The following is an 18,765-nucleotide window of genomic DNA, read 5'->3' on the forward strand; positions in this document are numbered from 1 at the left end:
GTTCGAATGGGAGGAGCCGGCGGGGTGGCCGGACGCGCGACGGCGCAGGGTGCGCGGTCGCCGCGGGGATCGGAAGTCAGCGCGGCATTATGCCATTGGCGGCCAGGTGGGCCCAAGCCGGGCCGGCGGGCCCATACAATGGCCAGATGACTGCGATCGCACCTGCCCCCGCCGCACAGAGCCGCGTTGATGCACCCTGGCGCGTCTGCGTGGCGCCGATGATGGACTGGACCGACCGCCACTGTCGGTACTTCCATCGCCTGCTGTCGCCGCGGGCGCGGCTGTATACGGAAATGGTCACCAGCGCGGCGCTGGTGCGCGGCGGCCAGCTGCGTCTGCTCGAGCACAGCCAGCAGGAGCATCCGGTGGCGCTGCAGCTCGGCGGCAGCGATCCGCTGGAACTGGCGCGCGCGGCGGTGCTCGGTGCCGAGGCCGGCTATGACGAGATCAACCTCAACGTCGGCTGCCCGTCCGATCGGGTGCAGTCCGGTCGCTTCGGCGCCTGCCTGATGCTGGAACCGGCCCTGGTCGGCCAGTGCGTGCGGGCGATGCGCGAAGCGGTGGCCGCGGCTGGCTTCGCCATTCCGGTGACGGTGAAGTGCCGCATCGGCGTCGACGACCAGGACGACTATGCCGACCTGCAGCGCTTCACCGAGACGATGCTCGCCGCGGGCGTCACCGTGCTGGTGGTGCATGCACGCAAGGCCTGGCTGCAGGGCCTGAGCCCCAAGGAAAACCGCGAGATCCCGCCGCTGGACTACGGCCGGGTGTACCAGCTCAAGCGCGAGTTCGCCCCGCTGACGGTGGTGATCAACGGCGGCATCACCTCGGTGGACGAGGTGCGTGCACATCTGGATACGGTGGACGGGGTGATGCTCGGGCGCGCCGCCTATCACGATCCCTACCTGCTGGCGCAGGTCGAGTCGGCGCTGTATGGCGAGCCGCTGCCCTCGCGCGAGGCCGTGCTGGCGCATCTGCGTCCCTACGTCGAGGCCGAGCTGGCCCGCGGTACGGCGATCAAGCACATCACCCGGCACCTGCTCGGGCTCTATCAGGGGCAGCCCGGCGCGCGCAGTTTCCGTCGCGTGCTGAGCGAGGGCGCGCACCTGCCGCAGGCCGGCTGGAGCCTGCTGGAGCAGGCGCTCGATCCGGTGCGCGTCGCGGCATGACAAGCCGCCGTGTTCGGGCCACTATTCAGCCCGGGCGCCTTAACCTCGCAGCACGCCGGGTTCCCCGCCGGCGGTCGGATCACGAACGCATGACATCCAAGACGCTTATGCTGTCGCGCCTCCTGGCTGCGCCGCTGCTGATGGCGGCAGCTCCGCTGTGGGCACGCCAGGAGTCCGGGCTGAGCCTGGACCAGGCGGTGGAGAAGGTGCAGCACGACACGGGGGGCAGGGTGCTTTCAGCCGATCGCCGGGAGTTCGGGCGCAGGACCGAGTACCGCATCAAGGTGCTCACGCCCGGCGGCTATGTGCGCACACTGGCCATATCCGCAGAGCCGGAAAAACGCCCGGCCCCCACCCAGTCAACCAAGAATCCGGCCGGCAACGGCCGGGGCAACAAGGAGAAACACTGATGCGCATCCTTTTGGTGGAGGACGAGGCGCCGCTGCGCGAGACCCTCGCCGCGCGCCTCAAGCGCGATGGCTTCGCCGTCGATGCCGCGCAGGACGGCGAGGAAGGCATGTACTTGGGGCGCGAGGTGCCGTTCGACCTGGCGATCATCGACCTGGGCCTGCCCAAGATGTCCGGCATGGACCTGATCAAGTCGCTGCGCGAGGCCGGCCAGCGCTACCCCATCCTCATCCTCACCGCCCGTGGCGGCTGGCAGGACAAGGTGGAAGGCCTCAAGCACGGCGCCGACGATTACCTGGTCAAGCCGTTCCACGTCGAGGAACTGCTGGCGCGCATCAACGCGCTGGTGCGCCGCGCCAGCGGCTGGTCCAAACCGGTGCTGGCGTGCGGCCCGATCAAGCTGGACACCACCGCGCAGACGGTGTCGGTCGAAGGCAAGCCGGTCGACCTCACCAGCTACGAATACAAGGTGCTCGAATACCTGATGTTGCATGCCGGCGAGCTGGTCTCCAAGGCCGACCTCACCGAACACATCTACCAGCAGGACTTCGACCGCGATTCCAACGTGCTCGAGGTGTTCATCGGGCGCCTGCGCCGCAAGCTCGACCCCGAGAGCACTATCAAGCCCATCGAGACCGTGCGTGGACGCGGATACCGCTTTGCCATCCCCCGCAGCGACGGCGACGAAGACTGAGCGGCCCCCGCCGCGCCGCCCGCTCTCGCTGGCGGCGCGCGCGGCGCTGGCCACTGGGCTGGCGCTGGCCGGCTTCCTCGGCATCATCGGCGTCACCCTGTCCCAGGCCAAATACCAGACCGCGCTCAGCGGCCTGCGTGACCGGCTGGAAAACGACGTACTGGCCTACCTCGCGTTGATCGACGTGGGCCGCAACGGCCGCCTGCTGCTACCGTACTCCTCGCCCGATCCGAGCTTTTCGCGGCCTGGCTCCGGGCTGTACGCCGTGGCGGAAGGCGAGCACGGCTTTCATTGGGAATCGTCCTCGGCGATCGGTCGGGATTTCAGCTTTCTGGCGAAGCTGCCGCCGGGCGAAACGCGTTTCGTCGGTCCGATCGATACCCGCATGGGCCGCCTGTACTACTACAGCTACGGCGTGGTGTTCGAGTCGCAGGACGACAAGCAGGTGCCGATCACCTTCACCGTGGCGCAGACCGAGGACCAGTTCCAGGGCGAAAACGCCACCTACCGGCGCTCGCTGATCATCTACCTGTCCACGCTGGGCGTGATGCTGATCGTGCTGCAGATGCTGCTGCTGCGCTGGAGCCTCACCCCGCTGCGCAAGGTGGCGGCCGACATGAGCCGGGTCGAGCGTGGCAAGAGCGATTCGCTCGACAGCCAGTATCCGCTGGAGCTCACCGGCCTCACGGAACGCATCAACGGTTTCATCGAGAGCGAGCGCGAGCAGCGCACGCGCTACCGCAACACGCTGGCGGACCTCGCGCACAGTCTGAAGACGCCACTGGCGGTGATGCGATCGCGGCTGGAGTCCTCCAGCGAGGCGCCGACATTGGCCCATGACGTGCTCGACCAGGTGCGCCGCATGGACGAGCTGGTGGCTTATCAGCTCGCCCGCGCCGCCACCACCGGCCGCCAACCATTCGCCACCGCCATCCCCATCGGTGGCCACGCCGAGGATCTGGTGCAGAGCCTGGAAAAGGTCTACGCCGCGAAGAACGTGCTGTGCGAGTTCGAAATCGACGAAGGCGTGGCTTTCTACGGCGAACAAGGTGATCTGCTCGAGCTGATGGGCAATCTGCTGGAGAACGCCTTCAAGTGGTCGCGCCATCGCGTGCTGCTGGTGGTCAAGGCGCTGCCGCAGGTCGGCAAGCAGCGCCCGGGACTGCTGATGAGCGTGGAAGACGACGGCCCCGGGATCGAGCCCGATCAGGTCGACCGGGTGCTTCAGCGCGGCGTCCGCGGCGATGAGCGCGTGCAGGGCCACGGCATCGGGCTGTCCATCGTGCAGGACATCGTGCGGGCCTATCAGGGTGAGCTGGCGGTGGACCGCTCGGCGGAGTTCGGCGGCGCCCGCTTCAGCGTGACCTTGCCGCCGGGGTGACGAGTGGCTTGGCGTGCTCGCGAGCGCGCGGAAGTTACTGGATCGACCCGGGCAGCAGGGACTGCCAGCCGACGTTGGAGTGCGGCGCCGGCGCCTGTCGGTCGCCCGAGCTCACCGGCAACGAACCGGACCGGTCGCCATCCCCGCTTCCGCTGCTTGCGCTCGCCGGCGCGTCGCTGGCGTGGCTGCTGGCTGTGCCGGAAAGATCGCCACCGCCGGTGGCTCCACTGTCGATGGTGCGGGTGTGCGCGCTGGTGCCGGTGCGCTGGCCGAGGTCCTGCGCGCCCATGTCGCCTGCGGCACGCGCCGCCATGGCCGGCGAGGAGACCGCCGCGACCAAGGTGCAGCCGATAATCCAGCGTGTGGGACTCATGGCGACTCAACCCCTTGATTCGCATGAACAGACGTCGGAGCGTGACAGAAAGCGTGAGCACGTGCCAGTGTCGCGGCCGCTTCCCGACGGCGCTCCGCGTCGCGCGCGATAGAATGCTGTCCATGCCTTTGTCCCTTTTCCCGCCAGCGGCGGGCACGCCCCATGCACGCCGTTGACCTGCTTGCCGCCCTGGCCTCGGGCGAACCGGTCTCCGGCGCCCGACTGGCCGAATCGGCCGGGCTGACCCGCGCCGCCATCTGGAAGCAGATCGAGGCGCTGCGCGCCCGCGGCCTGCCGATCGAATCGCGCGGCAGTGCCGGCTACCGATTGCCCTGGCCGGTGGAGCTGCTGGACGCCGAGTGCATTCGCGCCGCGATGGATCCGTCCAGCAGCGAGCGCCTGGGCGCGCTGGAGGTGCACTGGGAGCTTGATTCCACCTCGAGCGAGCTGCAGCGCCGCGGACCGACGGCCGCCGACCTCAGCGTGGTGTTCGCCGAGACGCAGACTGCCGGTCGCGGTCGCCGCGGGCGCATCTGGCTGTCGCCGCCAGGACTCAACCTCTACATGTCCTGCCTGAAGCGCTTCGATGGTGGGCTGGCGGGCCTGTCCGGGCTGTCGCTGGCGGTCGGGGTGATCGTGCTACGGGCGCTGACGGCCGCAGGCGTCAAGGGCGCGGGCCTGAAGTGGCCCAACGACGTGCTCACACCCCAGGGCAAGCTGGCCGGCATCCTGGTGGAGCTCAGCGGCGAGTATCAGGGGCCCTGCGCCGCGGTGATCGGTATCGGTCTCAATCTGCGCCTTACCGACGCGCTGCGTGAGCAGGCCGGACAGCCGGTGGCCGATGTGGCAGGCCTGTGCGGGGGGCGGCCACCTCCGCGCAACGCCATGGCCGCTGCACTGGTGCAGGCCCTGGCCGACGGCCTGCGGCAATTCGAGCGGTGCGGCTTCGCCGCCTTCGTCGACGACTACACCACCCACGACTTGCTTCACGGCGTGCCGCTCAGGCTCACCGGCGCGCACGGCGATTTCCTCGGCACCGGGGCCGGCGTCGACGCCCGTGGCGCTCTGCTGGTACGGCTTGCCGATGGCAGCACGCGCGCGGTGGACAGCGCCGACGTCACGGTGCGCCGCGCATGAGGCTGTTGCTGGATCTGGGCAACACGCGCCTGAAATGGTCCGCCCGCGACGCCACCGGCGAACTGGCGCATGGCGCCGTGGCCTGGTCCGATTCGGTGGCCGATACCTTGTGCGAGACATGGCGCGCGCTGCCGCCGGCGGACATGGTGCTGGGCGCCTCGGTCGTGGACGAAGCGCGCGAGGCCCTGGTTGCCGCCCAGACAATCACCGCCCTGTCGCGCGAGGTGCAGTGGGTGCGCAGTCCCGCCGCCGCGTGCGGTATACGCAGCGCCTACGCCGAACCGCAGCGGCTGGGTGTCGATCGTTTCCTGGCCATGGTGGCGGCGCATGCCGAAGGGCGTTCGCCGTGCGTGCTGGTGGGCGTGGGCACGGCGCTGACGCTGGATGCGCTCGCCAGCGACGGCAGCCATCTGGGCGGCATCATCGCGCCCGGGCCGCAGTTGATGCAGCAATCGCTGCTGGGCGCCACCGTGCGCGTGCGGCCCGAACAGGCCGGAGTGGTGACGACGCTGGCGGACAACACGGCCGATGCGGTGGCCTCGGGCTGCTGGGGTGCCTGCGCTGCGCTGGTGGTGCGGTTCACCGCGCAGGTGGCGCCGCAACTCGGCGGCGCGCCGCGGCTGATGTTTGGCGGCGGCGATGCGGCCAGCCTGCGCTCGCTGGTCGACCTGCCCAGCGAACTGTTCGCCGATGGCGTGCTGCGCGGGCTGGACGTGTGGAGCCGCGTCGCGGTTCCGTCCGCGGCCGACCACTAGACTGCACCGGAGCTTGCCTGAGGGATGTCGATGTTCCTGCGTCTTCTGTTCGTGCTGCTGATCGCGCTCAATATCGCCGTGGGCGCCTGGCTGATGCTGGGCCAGGACGACGTCCATGTGCGCAGCGTCACCGATCCGGGCGTGCCGGTGCTGCATCTGCTGACCGAGCGGCCCGATCTCGTGGCAGCGGCTTCGGCGCCCGCGCCGTTGTCCGCGTCGTCGACGCTGGCCGATGCCAGCGCCGCGGCGTCCGTACCGTCCGCGCCGTCCAGCGCGCCGGAGCCCACCGCTGCCAGCTACCGCTGCATGGCGCTGGGTCCGTTCGCCAGCCTGCAGGCGCTGCGCAGCGCACGCAGCAAGCTGGAATCGCAGACGGCGCGCAGCCGCTCGCGCCAGGAGCAGTCGCAGCAGTCGCGCGGCTGGTGGGTGTACCTGCCCGCGCAGGCCAGTCGCGCCCAGGCCCTGGCGCAGGCGCAGCGGCTGAGCGATGCGCACATCGACGACTACTTCGTGGTGAGCTCCGGCGGCCAGCCCAACACGATCTCGCTGGGGCTGTTCAAGGATCCGGCGAACGCGCGCAAGCGCCGCGACCAGGTGGTGGCGGCAGGCTTCCCCGCGCAGATGACCGAACGGGTGGAGACGGTGCCCGAATACTGGCTCGACGTGGTGGTGGCCGACGTCGATCCGGCGGCATGGCGCCAGCGCATCCGCGCGCTCGGCGTGGGCTCGCACAGCACCGGCTGCTTCTGAACCGGCACCGCGACCTAAGTCCCTGGCGCCTGTTAGAATCGCCGCTATACGCCGGTATAGCTCAGTTGGTAGAGCAACTGATTTGTAATCAGTAGGTCGCGGGTTCGATTCCTGCTGCCGGCACCACCGTCGCGCCAGTGGTACCCGGGTGCGCGGGTCGTTGCCCGCCTCGCCTGATCATCCCCCTCCTTGCGCGCAGGCGCATCGTACGGATGCCCGCCACGCGGCGCGATCGACACGACGAGGCAGCATGAGCAAGCAGAGCATTTCCCTGATCGGCGTTCCCACCGACATCGGCGCGGGTCACCGCGGCGCCTCGATGGGGCCGGAAGCGCTGCGCGTGGCGCGGCTGGCGGAGAAGCTGGCCAAGCGCGGCCTGGACGTGGTCGACCGCGGCAACGTCGCCGGACCGATGAACCCCTGGCAGCCGCCGGTGGAAGGCTATCGCCACCTGGCCGAAGTGGCCGCGTGGAATCGCGGCGTATTCGATGCCGTGCACGCGGAGCTGGCGGCCGGGCACCTGCCGATCATGCTCGGTGGCGACCACTGCCTGGCGATCGGCTCGATTGCCGCGGTCGCCGCACACTGCCGCGCGCAGGGCCGCTCGCTGCGCGTGCTGTGGCTGGATGCCCACTCGGATTTCAACACCGCGCTGGCCACGCCCTCGGGCAACATCCACGGCATGCCGGTGGCCTGCCTGTGCGGCAACGGACCGAAGGAACTGGTGGAGGTCGGCGGCCACGTGCCGGCGACCACGCCGGACGTGTTCCGCCAGATCGGCATCCGCTCGGTGGATGACATGGAGAAGCAGCTGATTCGCGATGCCAAGGTGCAGGTGTTCGACATGCGCCACATCGACGAGAACGGCATGAAGCGCACGATGGAAGAAGCGCTCGCCGGCATCGACGAGAACACCCACCTGCACGTGAGCTTCGACGTGGACTTCCTCGACCCGACCATCGCGCCGGGCGTGGGCACCACGGTGCGCGGCGGCCCGAACTACCGCGAGGCGCAGCTGTGCATGGAAATGATCGCCGACACCGGCCGCCTCGGCTCGCTCGACATCGTCGAGCTCAACCCCGCCTACGACAAGCGCAACCAGACCGCGAAGCTCGCGGTGGACCTGGTCGAATCGCTGTTCGGCAAGTCCACCCTGATCCACTGAGCACGATCGCGCACGCATGCAGACCCGAGTCCTCACCGGCATCACCACCACCGGCACGCCGCACCTGGGCAACTACGTCGGCGCGATCCGCCCGGCGATCGCCGCCAGCCGCCGCGACGAGGTGGACGCGTTCTACTTCATGGCCGACTACCACGCGCTGATCAAGAGCGACGATCCCGCGCGCATCGAGCGCTCGCGGCTGGAGATCGCCGCGACGTGGCTGGCCGCGGGACTGGACCCGGAGCGCGTCACGTTCTACCGGCAGTCGGACATTCCGGAGATCCCGGAGCTGACCTGGTTCCTCACCTGCGTCACCGCCAAGGGTCTGCTCAACCGCGCGCATGCCTACAAGGCCGCGGTGGACAAGAACGTGGCCGAGGGCGAGGACGCCGATGCCGGCATCACCGCGGGGCTCTACATGTACCCGGTGCTGATGGCCGCGGACATCCTCGCCTTCAACGCGCACCAGGTGCCGGTGGGGCGCGACCAGATCCAGCACATCGAGATGGCGCGCGACATCGCGCAGCGCTTCAACCACATCTACGGCCGCGATTTCTTCGTGCTGCCGGAGGCGCTGATCGAGGAGCAGGTGGCCACGCTGCCCGGCCTGGACGGGCGCAAGATGTCCAAGAGCTACGACAACACCATTCCGCTGTTCGCCGCGGGCGCCAAGGGCATGCGCGAGGCGATCCTGCGCATCGTCACCGACTCGCGCCTGCCCGGCGAGCCGAAGGATCCGGACAGCTCGGCGCTGTTCACCATCTTCCGCGCCTTCGCCAGCGAGGCGGAAAGCCAGGCCTTCCGCACAGCGCTGGAGGAGGGTATCGGCTGGGGCGAGGCCAAGCAGGTGCTGTTCGAGCGCATCGAGACCGACGTGGCGCCGATGCGCGCGCGTTACGACGAGCTGATGGCCAGGCCCGCGCAGATCGAGGCGATCCTGCAGGAAGGCGCGAGGAAGGCGCGTGCCATCGCCGTGCCGCTGATTGCCGAACTGCGCGATGCGATCGGCCTGCGTTCCGGCGCGGCCGTGGCCGTCGCCACATCGGCGGCGGCGTCGGCGCCGAAGGCGGAAAAGCCGCCGCGCTTCGCCAGCTTCCGCGATGCCGATGGCCGCTTCCGCTTCCGCCTGTTCTCCGGCGACGGCGAGGAGCTGCTGCTGTCGCAGCCGTTCGATGATCCCAAGGCGGCTGGCGCACTGCAGAAGCGTCTGCGCACGCTCGGTGGTGCGTCCGCAGTGGTGCAGACCCTGGCCGACGGCACCATGCTGGAGCTCGACGGCGTGGCGGTGGCGCGACTGGAGATCGGCCCCGGCACGGACGCGGCCGACTTCGCGCTGGAGCGACTGCGCCACGCGCTCGACCAGCTCGCCGCGCAGGACTGAGCCCTCTTTCTTTGCCGTGCCGGCCCGTATGCGGCCGGCCGATATCGGAGTTCCTTCGATGCGTTACCTCGCTCTGCTGCTGCTTGCGCCCTGGCTGGTGATCCTGGGCTGGGCCTATTTCGCCTATCCGAAAAGCCTGCCGCGCACGGCGGGGCGTCGTAGTTTCGACGTGGCCGTGCTGCTGCTCGCGGTGGCCGCTACGGTGACCGCGGCGGTGCTCGGCTACGAGGCGGTGCACCTGCCGCCGGTGGCGCAGTTCGGCCGCTCCAGCGGCGCGATCTGGCAGCAGGTGCTGCCCGCGCTGTACGGCTACGGAGCCTGCGTGGCGGTGCTGCTGGTGGGGCTGATCGTGCGTCAGCAACTGTGGGGACGCACGCGCCGCTGAGGCGCAGACACGCCCGTCTCGCTGCGGCATCATCCGGCGAGGGCGGTACGCCGCCCGCCATCGGCAACGCGAGGCGCGCCGTGCATCCGGTTCGATTGACACGCTTTTCCACCCGGTCGCGCGCTCGACGCGCGCCGGCGTGCGGGTGCATGCCATGACGCCCTGGACCGGCTTCGCCGTGGCGCTGGGCATCGGCCTGCTGATGGGCGCCGAGCGCGAGCGCCGCAAGGGCACCGACGCACAGCAGACGGTGGCCGGCATCCGCACGTTTTCCGTGGTGGCGCTGTTCGGCGCGATCTGCGCCGCGCTCGATTCGTGGCTGGTGGTGGCGGCCATGTTTGCGTTGACCGTACTGGTCGGCATCGCCTACGCGCGCGATCGCAGCGACGATCCGGGCCTCACCACCGAGGCGAGCCTGCTGGCCTGCCTGGCGCTGGGTGCGCTGGCCACGCGCCATCCGCTGCTGGCGGCTGGTGTAGGCGTGGCGATCACCGCGCTGCTGGCTTCGCGCGAATGGCTGCACCGCTTCGTGCGCGGTGTGCTGACGACGGCGGAGCTCAACAACCTGCTGGTGCTCGCTGCGGCCACGCTGATGGTGCTGCCGCTGATTCCGGACCGCGCGATCGGGCCGTTCGACGCCATCCATCCGCGCACGATCTGGATCATCGTCATCCTGGTCATGGCGATCGGCGCGCTCGCCCACGTGCTGCTGCGCTGGCTGGGCAGCACGGTGGGCCTGCCGCTGGCCGGGCTGCTCTCGGGTTTCGTCTCCAGCACGGCCACCATCGGCGTGATGGGTTCGCGTTCACGCGGCGCTCCCGCGCAGCGGCCGCGGGCGGTGGCGGCGGCGGTGCTGTCCACTGTCGCCACGTTCGCGCAGATGGCCGCCGTGCTGGCGGTCACGCATGCGCCGACGCTGCGGGTGCTGGCGGCGCCGCTGCTGGCCGGCGGCACGGCCGCGCTGGCGGTGGGCGCGGTCGTGGTCTGGCGCAGCCGCGACGGCGAGCCGGGCGCCGACATCGAGGCCGGTGCTGCCGCCTTCAGCGTGAAGAGCGCGCTGTTGCTCGGCGCGACCATCGCGTTGGTGCAGCTCATCGCCGCCGCGTTGCAGGCCTGGCTGGGTCAGCGCGGCCTGCTGGTGGCCGCCTCTGTGGCCGGCTTCGCCGACACCCATGCGCCGGCGGTGTCGTTCGCCTCGCTCGCTGCCGATGGCGCCATCGCTCCGCACCAGGCGATGTGGCCGATCCTGCTGGCGCTGACCACCAACACCGTGTCCAAGGCCGTGGTCGCCGTGTTGGGCGGTGGCCGCGCGTTCGCGCAGCCGGTGATCGCCGGGCTGGCGCTGGTGCTTGCCTGCACCTGGGCCGGCGCGCTGTTTGCGTGAGCGCCGCGGTCGGGATGCGACAATGCCTCGGTGACCACGCTGCGCTACCTCCAGGGCTATCCCGACCATCTGCAGGATCAGGTGCGTGCCCTGCTGCAGGCGGGGCAACTGGGCGATCATCTCGCTGCGCGCTATCCCGAGCGCCACGCGGTGCAGAGTGACAAGGCGCTGTATGCCTACACCATGGAACTGAAACAGACCTACCTGCGCAACGCGCCGGGCATCGACAAGGTGCTCTACGACGCCAAGCTCGACGTGGTGAAGAAGGCGTTGGGCCTGCATACGGCCATTTCGCGCGTGCACGGCGGCCGGCTGAAGGCGAAGAAGGAGATCCGCGTGGCCTCGGTGTTCCGTCAGGCGCCGGCCGCGTTCCTGGAAACCATCGTGGTGCACGAGCTGGCGCACCTGAAGGAACTGGACCACAACAAGGCGTTCTACCAGCTGTGCGAGCACATGCTGCCGGACTACCACCAGCGCGAGTTCGACGTGCGCGTGTACCTCACCTGGCGCGACCTGGCGCCGCCGGCCGATGCCGTTGACCAAGAGAAGGAATAACGATGGATGACGCCGCGTTGCAGAGCGCCTTGCGCCGACTGTTCGAACGCCACGAGGTGGAGCTGGAACCGGACGAGGACGGCTGGTTGCTCACCGACGGCGACTTCCCGGCGATCCGCGCGCACTGGCGGGCCGGTGCGGCCGGTGAGCCCGGCCGGCTCGATGTCGACGTGGTGGTAGCGGAGGATCGCTGCATCGAGGACAGCTTCGCCGGCGCCGATGCACGTGAGGCGCTGGGTGCGTTCGAGCAGTCGAGCTTCCACCTGCTGCTGGCCGCGTGCTGGTACCTCACCGACGACCGGCGCATGCGCATCGCCGCGTGGGATATCGGTGTGCGCACCTGGGACGTGTTCGTCGGTCCGCTGGTGACGCGACCTTCGACCGGCGAGCCGCAGCCGATGTCCGCCGACGCCGCGCTCGCCTTGCAGCAGGCGGTGAGCCAGCTCGCGCTCACCCCGCAACTGCACTGGATCCACCTGCTGCATCGTCGCGCGGGCGACGCCGCCGCCACCCACGAAGCGCTGCTCGACGGCGAACCGTGGGCCGCGGGCACGGCGATGCTGGTATCCAGCGCGTGGCCGGAACTGTCGCCGGACACCTCGGCGCGGCAGCTGGTGCTGCTGGACGTGCGCGACTACTCAGGGCCTCCCTGCTGTAGGAGCCCGCTCGCGGGCGATGCTCTTCGGCTTTGATGTGCATCAGGAGCAGGAGCATCGCCCGCGAGCGGGCTCCTACAGCAGGACGGGGTGCCGCAGAAACGCAAAGGCCCGGGAGGCGCGAACCTCCCGGGCCTTCTAGCTCACGATCCGTCGGATCAGTGCGGCTGCGCCATATCGTCCAGCAGCGCCTTGAGGAAGCGTGCGGCTTCGCCGCCGGTGGCGGCGCGGTGGTCGAAGGTGAGGCTGATCGGCATGCGGCGATGCACTTCGATGCCGCCCATCACTGCCACCACGTCGTGGCTGAGCTTGCCGGCGCCGATGATGGCGACCGTCGGCGGCACCACCACCGGGGTGGCGTAGCGGCCGGCGAACATGCCGAAGTTGGACAGGCTGATGGTGTAGCCCGAGAGCTCCGACGACGGGATCGAGCGGTCTTCCACCTGCGTGCGCAGGCGCTTGATCGCCGCACGCACGCCGTGGCCGTCGAGCATGTCGGCGTTGCGCAGGGCTGGCACGAACAGGCCGTCGTCGGTGTCCACGGCGATGCCGATGTCCACGTGCGGATGCAGCGTGCGGGTGAGGTTCTTGCCGTCGAACCAGGCATTGAGTGCCGGCACCGCCTTGCAGGCGGCGACGATCGCGCGCACCAGGCGAGCGGTGATGTCCTGCTTGCCGATCCAGGCATGCAGGTCGGCGTCGTCCACCAGGGTGGTCGGCACCACGTTGGCGTGGGCTTCGGCCATCACGCGCGCCATGTTGCGGTGCACGCCCTTGAGCTGTTCCGGCTGGCCGCTGGCGGCCTGCGACGGCGGTGCGGTACGCACCGGCTTGCCGGCCAGTGAGGTGGTGGTGCGTGAAGGCGCCGGGCCCGGTTCGGGCAGTTCCGGCGCCAGGTGGCGGCCGGCCGACGCCGGTACGGCGCGGGCTGGGGCGGCGCCGAGCGGGGCGCTGCCGTTGGCGGCGGCGTCCTTGACGTCCTTCATGGTGACCACGCCATCGGCACCGGTCGGGCGCACGCGGGACAGATCGACCTTGAGCTTCTTCGCGAGCGCACGCACGGCCGGCACGGCCTTGACGCCGCCGATGCTGGCCGCCTGCTCGACGTGCACGTGGCTGCCGCTGACCATCGCGCCGACCACGGTGCCTTCGTCTTCGCGATCGCCGTTGCCGCTCTCCATTTCACCGCCTTCGTCGGAGGCGACCACGCGGCCGCCGTCGTCCGGCGCGGGGCTGCCTACGCTCTTCTTCGGGCCGTGGTGGTGGCCGGTGGACTCGGCCTCGGCGCGCTGCTTGGCGTTCGGATCGGGCTCGAAGTCGGCCAGCGCGGCGCCGGTCTCGATGATGTCGCCCGGGGCGCCGTAGAGCTTGGTGACCTTGCCGGTGTACGGCGAGGGCACGTCGACCACCGCCTTGGCGGTTTCCATCGAGCACAGCGGGGCATCGAGCTTGATGCTGTCGCCTTCCTTCACGTGCCACTCGACCACGGTGGCGTCGGGCAGGCCTTCGCCGAGGTCGGGGAGGTAGAACGTCTTGATGTCAGCCATGGTGGTTTTCCGTTGTCTGGCGCGTGTCGCGCAGGCGGGAGAAATCTCGGTTTTTTTTGCCGTCATTCCCGCGCAAACGGGAATCCATTGCTTCGCTGAGCGAAGATCAAAATGGGTTCCCGCTTGCGCGGGAATGACGTGCGTTTCAGTTGCGGCTTTGAGGATTAGCTTGCGGCCAGCGTGCGCTTGGCCGCATCGACGATGCGCTCCACGCTCGGCAGGTACTTCATCTCCAGGCGGAACAGCGGGATGTGCGTGTCGAAGCCGGTGACGCGCTCGACCGGCGCGAGCAGGTCGTACAGGCACTCTTCGGCCACGCGCGCGGCGATCTCGGCACCGAAGCCGGCGGTCTTGGGCGCCTCATGCACGATCACGCAGCGACCGGTCTTGGCCACCGACTCGGCGATGGTGTCGAAGTCCAGCGGGGTCAGCGTGGCGACGTCGATCACCTCGGCGCTGATGCCGGCCTGGGCCAGCTCGTCGGCGGCCTCCAGGCACTCCTTCACCTGCGCGCCCCAGGTCACCAGGGTCAGGTCGGTGCCGTCGCGCAGCACGAAGCACACGTCCAGCGGCAGCGCCTCGCCGTCGTCCGGCACCTCTTCCTTGTACTGGCGGTAGATGCGCTTGGGCTCGAAGAACATCACCGGATCCGGATCGCGGATCGCCGCCAGCAGCAGGCCGTAGGCGCGCGCGGGCGAGGAGGGCATCACCACGCGCAGACCGGGGATGTTGGTAAACAGGTGCTCGTTCGCCTCGGAGTGGTGCTCTGGCGCGCGGATGCCGCCGCCCCACGGGGCGCGCCACACAGCCGGCACGGTCAGGCGGCCGCGGGTGCGGTTACGCAGGCGCGCGGCGTGGCAGGCGATCTGCTCCATCATCGGGTAGATGAAGCCTTCGAACTGCGCCTCGGCGACCGGCTTCATGCCCTGCACGGCAAGGCCCACAGTAACGCCCGCGATGGTGGTTTCGTCCAGCGGCGTGTCGAGCACGCGCAGCTCGCCGAACTTTTCCTGCAGGCCCTGGGTGGCGCGGAACACGCCGCCGTTGACGCCCACGTCCTCGCCCAGCACCACGACCGAGTCGTCGTGCTTCATTTCGTAGGCGAGCGCCTGGGTGACCGCTTCGATAAGAGTGATTTGTGCCATGACTCAGTGACCCTTGGTCGGCGTGGTTTCGAGAGCGAGCACGTAGTCGCGCTGCTTGGCGAGGTCGGCGGGAACCTCGGCGAAGGTGTAGTCGAACATCGCCGACACCGGCTGCGTCTTGGTCTCGAGGTAGGCGTTCACCTCGTTGTCCATCCACTCGTCGCACTCGGCCTTCCAGGCTTCTTCCTTGGCGTCGTCCCACACGCCCTTGGCCACCAGCCAGTTCTTCAGGCGCTTCATCGGCTCCTTCGCCCAGCCGTCCTTCACTTCCTGCTCGCCGCGGTAGCGGCGCGCGTCGTCGGCGGTGGTGTGGTCGCCAAGGCGGTAGGTGACGGCCTCGATCACGCTGCCACCCTCGCCGTTGCGGGCGCGCTCCAGCGCGTCTTCCATCGCCTTGCGCACGGCAATGATGTCGTTGCCGTCCACCTGGATCGAATACAGGCCCGCAGCGATGCCCTTCTGCGCCAGTGTTGGCGCGCCCGACTGGATCTTGCGCGGCACCGAGATGGCCCACTGGTTGTTGACGATCACCGCCACCATCGGCAGGTTCTGCGCGCCGGTGATGTTGATGGCGCCGTAGAAGTCGCCCTTGGACGAGCCGCCGTCGCCGATGGTGCACACCGCCACCCGCTTCTCGCCGCGAATCTTGAACGCCAACGCGCTGCCTGCCGCGTGCAGGCACTGCGTGGCGATCGGCACGCTCCACGCGAAATCGTGGCGCGCCGGCTCGTTCTGGTAGTCGTTGCCGCGCTCGTCGCCGCCCCAGTACATGTAGACCTCGCGCGGGCGCACGCCGCGGTACAACTGGGCGCCGTACTCGCGGTAGCTGGGCGCCAGCACGTCCTCGGGCTTCATCGCCGAGCCGATGCCGACGTGGGCGGCCTCGTGCCCCAGGCAGCTGGCGTAGGTGCCGAGCTTGCCGGTGCGCTGCAGCGCGATCGACTTGGCGTCGAACACGCGGGTGGACATCATCAGCTTGTACAGCTCGACCATGTGGTCGAGGTCCTGCGCGAACGCGGGCAGGTCGTCACGGACCTGCTTGCCCTCGGCATCGAGGTACTGCAGGTATTCGATCTCAAACTTGGCGGCAATCGACACGAGTCGCTCCGAAAGTGGGCAAAAGGGGCTCGGGAGGCGGCAGGGCGCGGGTCGGGGAAACACCCGCAGGCACGCAAATGTCCCAAAAAATCCTGCAATTGATAGCAGGCGGGGATGTTGCGTCGCAAGGTACAGCGCAGCATGCGCGCCGGTACGGATGCGCCCGGGTGAGCCGCTACCATGCGGGTTTTGACGGGGAATGACGCGGTCATGACGGACAACCGGCGCGATCTGGAAGCAGGCATCGAAACCGACCTGGAGGGGCGCCTGACCTACGGCGGCTACCTGCGGCTGGACGTGCTGCTGTCGGCGCAGCAGCCGCGCAGCGTGCCACCGCACCACGACGAGATGCTGTTCATCGTGCAGCACCAGGTAAGCGAGCTGTGGATGAAGCTGATGATCCACGAGCTGCGCGCGGCGATCGATTTCCTGCAGCGCGACCAGGTGTGGCAGGTGCGCAAGGTGCTGGCGCGCTGCAAGTCGGTACTGCGTCAGCTGATCGAGCAGTGGGCGGTGCTGGAGACGATGACGCCGTCGGAATACCTGGAGTTCCGCGAGACGCTCGGGCCGTCGTCCGGCTTCCAGTCGCTGCAGTACCGCGTGATGGAGTTCGTGCTGGGCAACAAGAACGCGGCCATGCTCAAGGTGTTCGACCATGATCCTGCAGGGCAGGCGCAGCTGCGCGCGGTGCTGGAGGCGCCGAGCCTGTACGACGAGTTCCTGCGCTATCTTGCCCGCTTCGATCACGCCGTGCCGGTCAAGCACCTGGAGCGCGACTGGAGCGAGCCGCACGTAGCCGACGCGGCGCTGCTGCCGGTGTTCGAACGAATTTACGGCGACACCGACCGCTACTGGCGCGAATACGCGCTGTGCGAGGACTTCGTCGACCTGGAGACCCAGTTCCAGCTGTGGCGCTTCCGCCACATGCGCACGGTGCAGCGGATCATCGGCTTCCGTCGCGGCACCGGCGGCTCGTCCGGCGTGGCGTTTCTGAAGAAGGCGCTGGAGCTGGAATTCTTTCCCGAGCTGTTCGAGGTGCGCACGACCTTGCGTCCCCATGGCTAGTCAAAGCATCCCTCACGGCTGACGCGGCGGCCCGCGTCTGGCACGATCGGTCGACTTTCCCGGGGTGACATCACTTATGACCGATCGCCAAGACGCCGCCACCGCGGCGCCCGACTTCCCGCAGTTGTTCGGCCATCCGCGTCCGCTGTGGATGCTGTTCATGACCGAGTTCTGGGAGCGCTTCGCGTTCTACAGCGTGAGCTGGGCGCTGACGCTGTACATCGTGGCGCAGTTCTTCCACGGCGACGCGTCCGGCCAGGCCTGGGCCAGCGGCATCTTCGGCGCGTACACCGCGCTGATCTACGCCACCGGCATCTTCGGCGGCTACGTGGCGGACAAGCTGATCGGTTACCAGCGCTCGATCCTGATCGGCGCGGCGGTGATGGCGGCGGGCCTGTTCGCGCTGGCGGTGCCGACCAAGCCGGTGTTCCTGCTGGGGCTGGCGCTGGTGATCGTGGGCGACGGCCTGTTCAAGCCGAACATCTCCTCGATGGTCGGCCAGCTCTACGGCAAGGATGATCCGCGCCGCGACCGCGGCTTCACGCTGTTCTATATGGGCATCAACGCCGGCGCCTTCATCGCGCCGCTGCTCACCGGCTGGATGGCGGCGTACTTCACCGACACCGCGCTGGAGCAGAACTACAAGCTGGTGTTCCTGGCCGCCGGCGTGGGCATGGTGCTGAGCTTCTTCTGGTTCTGGTTTGGCCGGCGCAGCCTCGGTGGCGTGGGCCGCCCGGCGGCGGAAAAGACCGTGCCGGGGCGCACGGTGGGCGTGATCGCGGGCTCGTTGCTGGCGGTGCCGGTGATCTACGGGCTGCTCTCGCAGATCGGCCCGATCGGACTGCAGTGGATGCTTGGCCTGCTGTTCATCGGCATCTCCGTGCTGCTGCTGGCCGAGGCGGCGCGGCACGACAAGGTGCAGGTGCACCGGGTGATCGCCATGCTGATCATCTTCGCCTTCAACGTGCTGTTCTGGATGTTCTATTTCCAGCTCGGCACCTCGTTCAATTTCCTCGCCGAAAACTTGGTCGACCGCAAGATGTTCGGCGGCTGGACGTTCCCGGTGGGCTGGTTCCAATCGGTAAGCCCGCTGGCGATCCTCGCGCTGGCGCCGCCGCTCACGCTGGTGTGGGGTTGGCTGGCCAAGCGCAACAAGGAGCCGTCGATCCCGCGTAAGTTCGGCCTGGGGCTGATCTTCAACGGCCTCGGTTTCGCCGTGCTGATGTTCGCGCTGTCGAAGCTGCTCGGGCCGGCCGGGCTGATCCCGTTCTGGCCGCTGGCGGCCTGCTACGTGCTGCAGACCACCGGTGAGCTGTGCCTGTCGCCGATCGGCCTGTCGATGGTGACCAAGCTGGCGCCGCCGCGTCTGGTCGGCGCGGCGATGGGCGGCTGGTTCCTCTCGCTCGCCGTGGGCGGCAATCTATCGGGCCTGCTGGCCAGCTCGATCAGCGGCAGCACGGGCATGACCGCCGCCTCGGCGCTGGGCGGCTTCACCTTCGGCTTCTGGCTGCTCGCCGGTGCGGGCGCGTTCCTGCTGCTGGTGTCGCCGCTGATCAACCGGCTGATGCACGGGGTGAAGTGAGCCTGGCGAAGAACCTGTAGGAGCGGCCCCGGTGGGCGTATTCTCTTGCTCCCGATAGACAAAGAAGCCAACATCACCTCGCCCCCAGGGTGCGCTCCGAAAATGGCCGCGAGGGGCGCCCGGGCGGGGCTGGGG

General features: G+C 69.0%; 19 protein-coding genes and 1 tRNA gene. 16 read left to right on the forward strand and 4 right to left on the reverse strand.

What is annotated here, in order from left to right; translation table 11 throughout:
* The first annotated feature begins 146 nt into the window (after window positions 1-146).
* The 4 genes from dusA to ACTHJF_RS04845 all read left to right on the forward strand — a co-directional run bounded on the left by dusA (window position 147) and on the right by ACTHJF_RS04845 (window position 3,652).
* Window positions 147-1,169 carry a tRNA dihydrouridine(20/20a) synthase DusA gene (gene dusA / locus ACTHJF_RS04830; RefSeq protein WP_440266113.1) on the forward strand — a complete coding sequence of 341 codons (1,023 nt, stop codon included), beginning with the start codon at window positions 147-149 and terminating at the stop codon, window positions 1,167-1,169.
* Window positions 1,170-1,258: 89 nt separating this feature from the next.
* Complete coding sequence (locus tag ACTHJF_RS04835) at window positions 1,259-1,579, forward strand: PepSY domain-containing protein (protein ID WP_440266114.1); 321 nt, start codon at window positions 1,259-1,261, stop codon at window positions 1,577-1,579.
* The gene (locus tag ACTHJF_RS04840; RefSeq protein ID WP_431635754.1) at window positions 1,579-2,271 is read left to right on the forward strand and encodes a response regulator transcription factor; all 693 of its coding nucleotides are present in this window, start codon (window positions 1,579-1,581) and stop codon (window positions 2,269-2,271) included. The genes ACTHJF_RS04835 and ACTHJF_RS04840 overlap by 1 nt, the downstream gene beginning before the upstream one ends.
* On the forward strand, window positions 2,237-3,652 hold the full coding sequence (locus tag ACTHJF_RS04845) for an ATP-binding protein (protein ID WP_440266115.1): 1,416 nt from the start codon (window positions 2,237-2,239) through the stop codon (window positions 3,650-3,652). The genes ACTHJF_RS04840 and ACTHJF_RS04845 overlap by 35 nt, the downstream gene beginning before the upstream one ends.
* A 34-nt stretch (window positions 3,653-3,686) precedes the next feature.
* On the opposite strand, the gene ACTHJF_RS04850 is transcribed toward ACTHJF_RS04845, so the two are convergent.
* Complete coding sequence (locus ACTHJF_RS04850) at window positions 3,687-4,025, reverse strand: hypothetical protein (protein ID WP_440266116.1); 339 nt, start codon at window positions 4,023-4,025, stop codon at window positions 3,687-3,689.
* A 162-nt stretch (window positions 4,026-4,187) separates the two neighbouring features.
* Here ACTHJF_RS04850 and ACTHJF_RS04855 point away from each other — a divergent pair, with 162 nt between their 5' ends.
* The 10 genes from ACTHJF_RS04855 (at window position 4,188) to ACTHJF_RS04900 (ending at window position 12,229) form a co-directional block, all read left to right on the forward strand.
* Entirely contained in the window at window positions 4,188-5,162 is a 975-nt protein-coding gene (locus ACTHJF_RS04855) for a biotin--[acetyl-CoA-carboxylase] ligase (RefSeq protein WP_440266117.1), read from the forward strand.
* Window positions 5,159-5,917, forward strand: coding sequence for a type III pantothenate kinase (locus ACTHJF_RS04860; protein WP_440266118.1), 759 nt, complete (start codon window positions 5,159-5,161; stop codon window positions 5,915-5,917). Before ACTHJF_RS04855 ends, ACTHJF_RS04860 begins: the two co-directional genes overlap by 4 nt.
* Window positions 5,918-5,947: 30 nt before the next feature.
* Window positions 5,948-6,667, forward strand: coding sequence for an SPOR domain-containing protein (locus tag ACTHJF_RS04865; protein ID WP_440266119.1), 720 nt, complete (start codon window positions 5,948-5,950; stop codon window positions 6,665-6,667).
* A 50-nt stretch (window positions 6,668-6,717) separates the two neighbouring features.
* Window positions 6,718-6,793, forward strand: a tRNA-Thr gene (locus ACTHJF_RS04870).
* Window positions 6,794-6,917: 124 nt separating this feature from the next.
* Window positions 6,918-7,832, forward strand: a complete 915-nt coding sequence (gene rocF / locus ACTHJF_RS04875; RefSeq protein ID WP_440266120.1) for an arginase — start codon at window positions 6,918-6,920, stop codon at window positions 7,830-7,832.
* Between the two features lie 16 nt (window positions 7,833-7,848).
* Window positions 7,849-9,213 (forward strand): tryptophan--tRNA ligase, encoded by a 1,365-nt coding sequence (locus ACTHJF_RS04880; RefSeq protein WP_440266121.1) that lies wholly within the window; start codon window positions 7,849-7,851, stop codon window positions 9,211-9,213.
* Window positions 9,214-9,271: 58 nt separating this feature from the next.
* The gene (locus ACTHJF_RS04885; RefSeq protein WP_440266122.1) at window positions 9,272-9,598 is read left to right on the forward strand and encodes a hypothetical protein; all 327 of its coding nucleotides are present in this window, start codon (window positions 9,272-9,274) and stop codon (window positions 9,596-9,598) included.
* A 154-nt stretch (window positions 9,599-9,752) separates the two neighbouring features.
* Window positions 9,753-10,982, forward strand: coding sequence for an MgtC/SapB family protein (locus tag ACTHJF_RS04890; protein ID WP_440266123.1), 1,230 nt, complete (start codon window positions 9,753-9,755; stop codon window positions 10,980-10,982).
* Window positions 10,983-11,012: 30 nt separating this feature from the next.
* Window positions 11,013-11,537: a M48 metallopeptidase family protein gene (locus ACTHJF_RS04895; protein ID WP_440266125.1), complete on the forward strand. Its 525-nt coding sequence runs from the start codon at window positions 11,013-11,015 to the stop codon at window positions 11,535-11,537.
* Between the two features lie 2 nt (window positions 11,538-11,539).
* Window positions 11,540-12,229 carry a DUF6348 family protein gene (locus tag ACTHJF_RS04900; protein ID WP_440266126.1) on the forward strand — a complete coding sequence of 230 codons (690 nt, stop codon included), beginning with the start codon at window positions 11,540-11,542 and terminating at the stop codon, window positions 12,227-12,229.
* Between the two features lie 122 nt (window positions 12,230-12,351).
* Here ACTHJF_RS04900 and ACTHJF_RS04905 read toward each other — a convergent pair whose 3' ends face one another.
* The 3 genes from ACTHJF_RS04905 to pdhA form a co-directional block, all read right to left on the reverse strand.
* On the reverse strand, window positions 12,352-13,740 hold the full coding sequence (locus ACTHJF_RS04905) for a dihydrolipoamide acetyltransferase family protein (RefSeq protein ID WP_440266127.1): 1,389 nt from the start codon (window positions 13,738-13,740) through the stop codon (window positions 12,352-12,354).
* A gap of 164 nt (window positions 13,741-13,904) precedes the next feature.
* Window positions 13,905-14,885 carry an alpha-ketoacid dehydrogenase subunit beta gene (locus ACTHJF_RS04910; protein WP_440259835.1) on the reverse strand — a complete coding sequence of 327 codons (981 nt, stop codon included), beginning with the start codon at window positions 14,883-14,885 and terminating at the stop codon, window positions 13,905-13,907.
* A gap of 3 nt (window positions 14,886-14,888) precedes the next feature.
* The gene (gene pdhA / locus ACTHJF_RS04915; protein WP_431635769.1) at window positions 14,889-15,983 is read right to left on the reverse strand and encodes a pyruvate dehydrogenase (acetyl-transferring) E1 component subunit alpha; all 1,095 of its coding nucleotides are present in this window, start codon (window positions 15,981-15,983) and stop codon (window positions 14,889-14,891) included.
* Window positions 15,984-16,193: 210 nt separating this feature from the next.
* Between pdhA and ACTHJF_RS04920 the strand changes: the two genes are divergently transcribed.
* Window positions 16,194-17,048: a tryptophan 2,3-dioxygenase gene (locus tag ACTHJF_RS04920; RefSeq protein ID WP_440259836.1), complete on the forward strand. Its 855-nt coding sequence runs from the start codon at window positions 16,194-16,196 to the stop codon at window positions 17,046-17,048.
* 76 nt (window positions 17,049-17,124) lie between these two features.
* The gene (locus ACTHJF_RS04925) at window positions 17,125-18,630 is read left to right on the forward strand and encodes a peptide MFS transporter (protein ID WP_440266129.1); all 1,506 of its coding nucleotides are present in this window, start codon (window positions 17,125-17,127) and stop codon (window positions 18,628-18,630) included.
* The last annotated feature ends 135 nt before the right edge of the window (window positions 18,631-18,765 follow it).

Origin of the sequence: Dyella sp. (assembly GCF_051962475.1) — a bacterium.
In the GTDB taxonomy this organism is placed as follows: domain Bacteria; phylum Pseudomonadota; class Gammaproteobacteria; order Xanthomonadales; family Rhodanobacteraceae; genus Dyella_A.

Coding starts and splice junctions, on each gene's coding strand:
- dusA (WP_440266113.1), top strand. CDS start 147: ATGACTGCGATCGCACCTGCCCCCGCCGCACAGAGCCGCGTTGATGCA.
- ACTHJF_RS04835 (WP_440266114.1), top strand. CDS start 1,259: ATGACATCCAAGACGCTTATGCTGTCGCGCCTCCTGGCTGCGCCGCTG.
- ACTHJF_RS04840 (WP_431635754.1), top strand. CDS start 1,579: ATGCGCATCCTTTTGGTGGAGGACGAGGCGCCGCTGCGCGAGACCCTC.
- ACTHJF_RS04850 (WP_440266116.1), bottom strand. CDS start 4,025: ATGAGTCCCACACGCTGGATTATCGGCTGCACCTTGGTCGCGGCGGTC.
- ACTHJF_RS04855 (WP_440266117.1), top strand. CDS start 4,188: ATGCACGCCGTTGACCTGCTTGCCGCCCTGGCCTCGGGCGAACCGGTC.
- ACTHJF_RS04860 (WP_440266118.1), top strand. CDS start 5,159: ATGAGGCTGTTGCTGGATCTGGGCAACACGCGCCTGAAATGGTCCGCC.
- ACTHJF_RS04865 (WP_440266119.1), top strand. CDS start 5,948: ATGTTCCTGCGTCTTCTGTTCGTGCTGCTGATCGCGCTCAATATCGCC.
- rocF (WP_440266120.1), top strand. CDS start 6,918: ATGAGCAAGCAGAGCATTTCCCTGATCGGCGTTCCCACCGACATCGGC.
- ACTHJF_RS04880 (WP_440266121.1), top strand. CDS start 7,849: ATGCAGACCCGAGTCCTCACCGGCATCACCACCACCGGCACGCCGCAC.
- ACTHJF_RS04885 (WP_440266122.1), top strand. CDS start 9,272: ATGCGTTACCTCGCTCTGCTGCTGCTTGCGCCCTGGCTGGTGATCCTG.
- ACTHJF_RS04890 (WP_440266123.1), top strand. CDS start 9,753: ATGACGCCCTGGACCGGCTTCGCCGTGGCGCTGGGCATCGGCCTGCTG.
- ACTHJF_RS04900 (WP_440266126.1), top strand. CDS start 11,540: ATGGATGACGCCGCGTTGCAGAGCGCCTTGCGCCGACTGTTCGAACGC.
- ACTHJF_RS04905 (WP_440266127.1), bottom strand. CDS start 13,740: ATGGCTGACATCAAGACGTTCTACCTCCCCGACCTCGGCGAAGGCCTG.
- ACTHJF_RS04910 (WP_440259835.1), bottom strand. CDS start 14,885: ATGGCACAAATCACTCTTATCGAAGCGGTCACCCAGGCGCTCGCCTAC.
- ACTHJF_RS04920 (WP_440259836.1), top strand. CDS start 16,194: ATGACGGACAACCGGCGCGATCTGGAAGCAGGCATCGAAACCGACCTG.
- ACTHJF_RS04925 (WP_440266129.1), top strand. CDS start 17,125: ATGACCGATCGCCAAGACGCCGCCACCGCGGCGCCCGACTTCCCGCAG.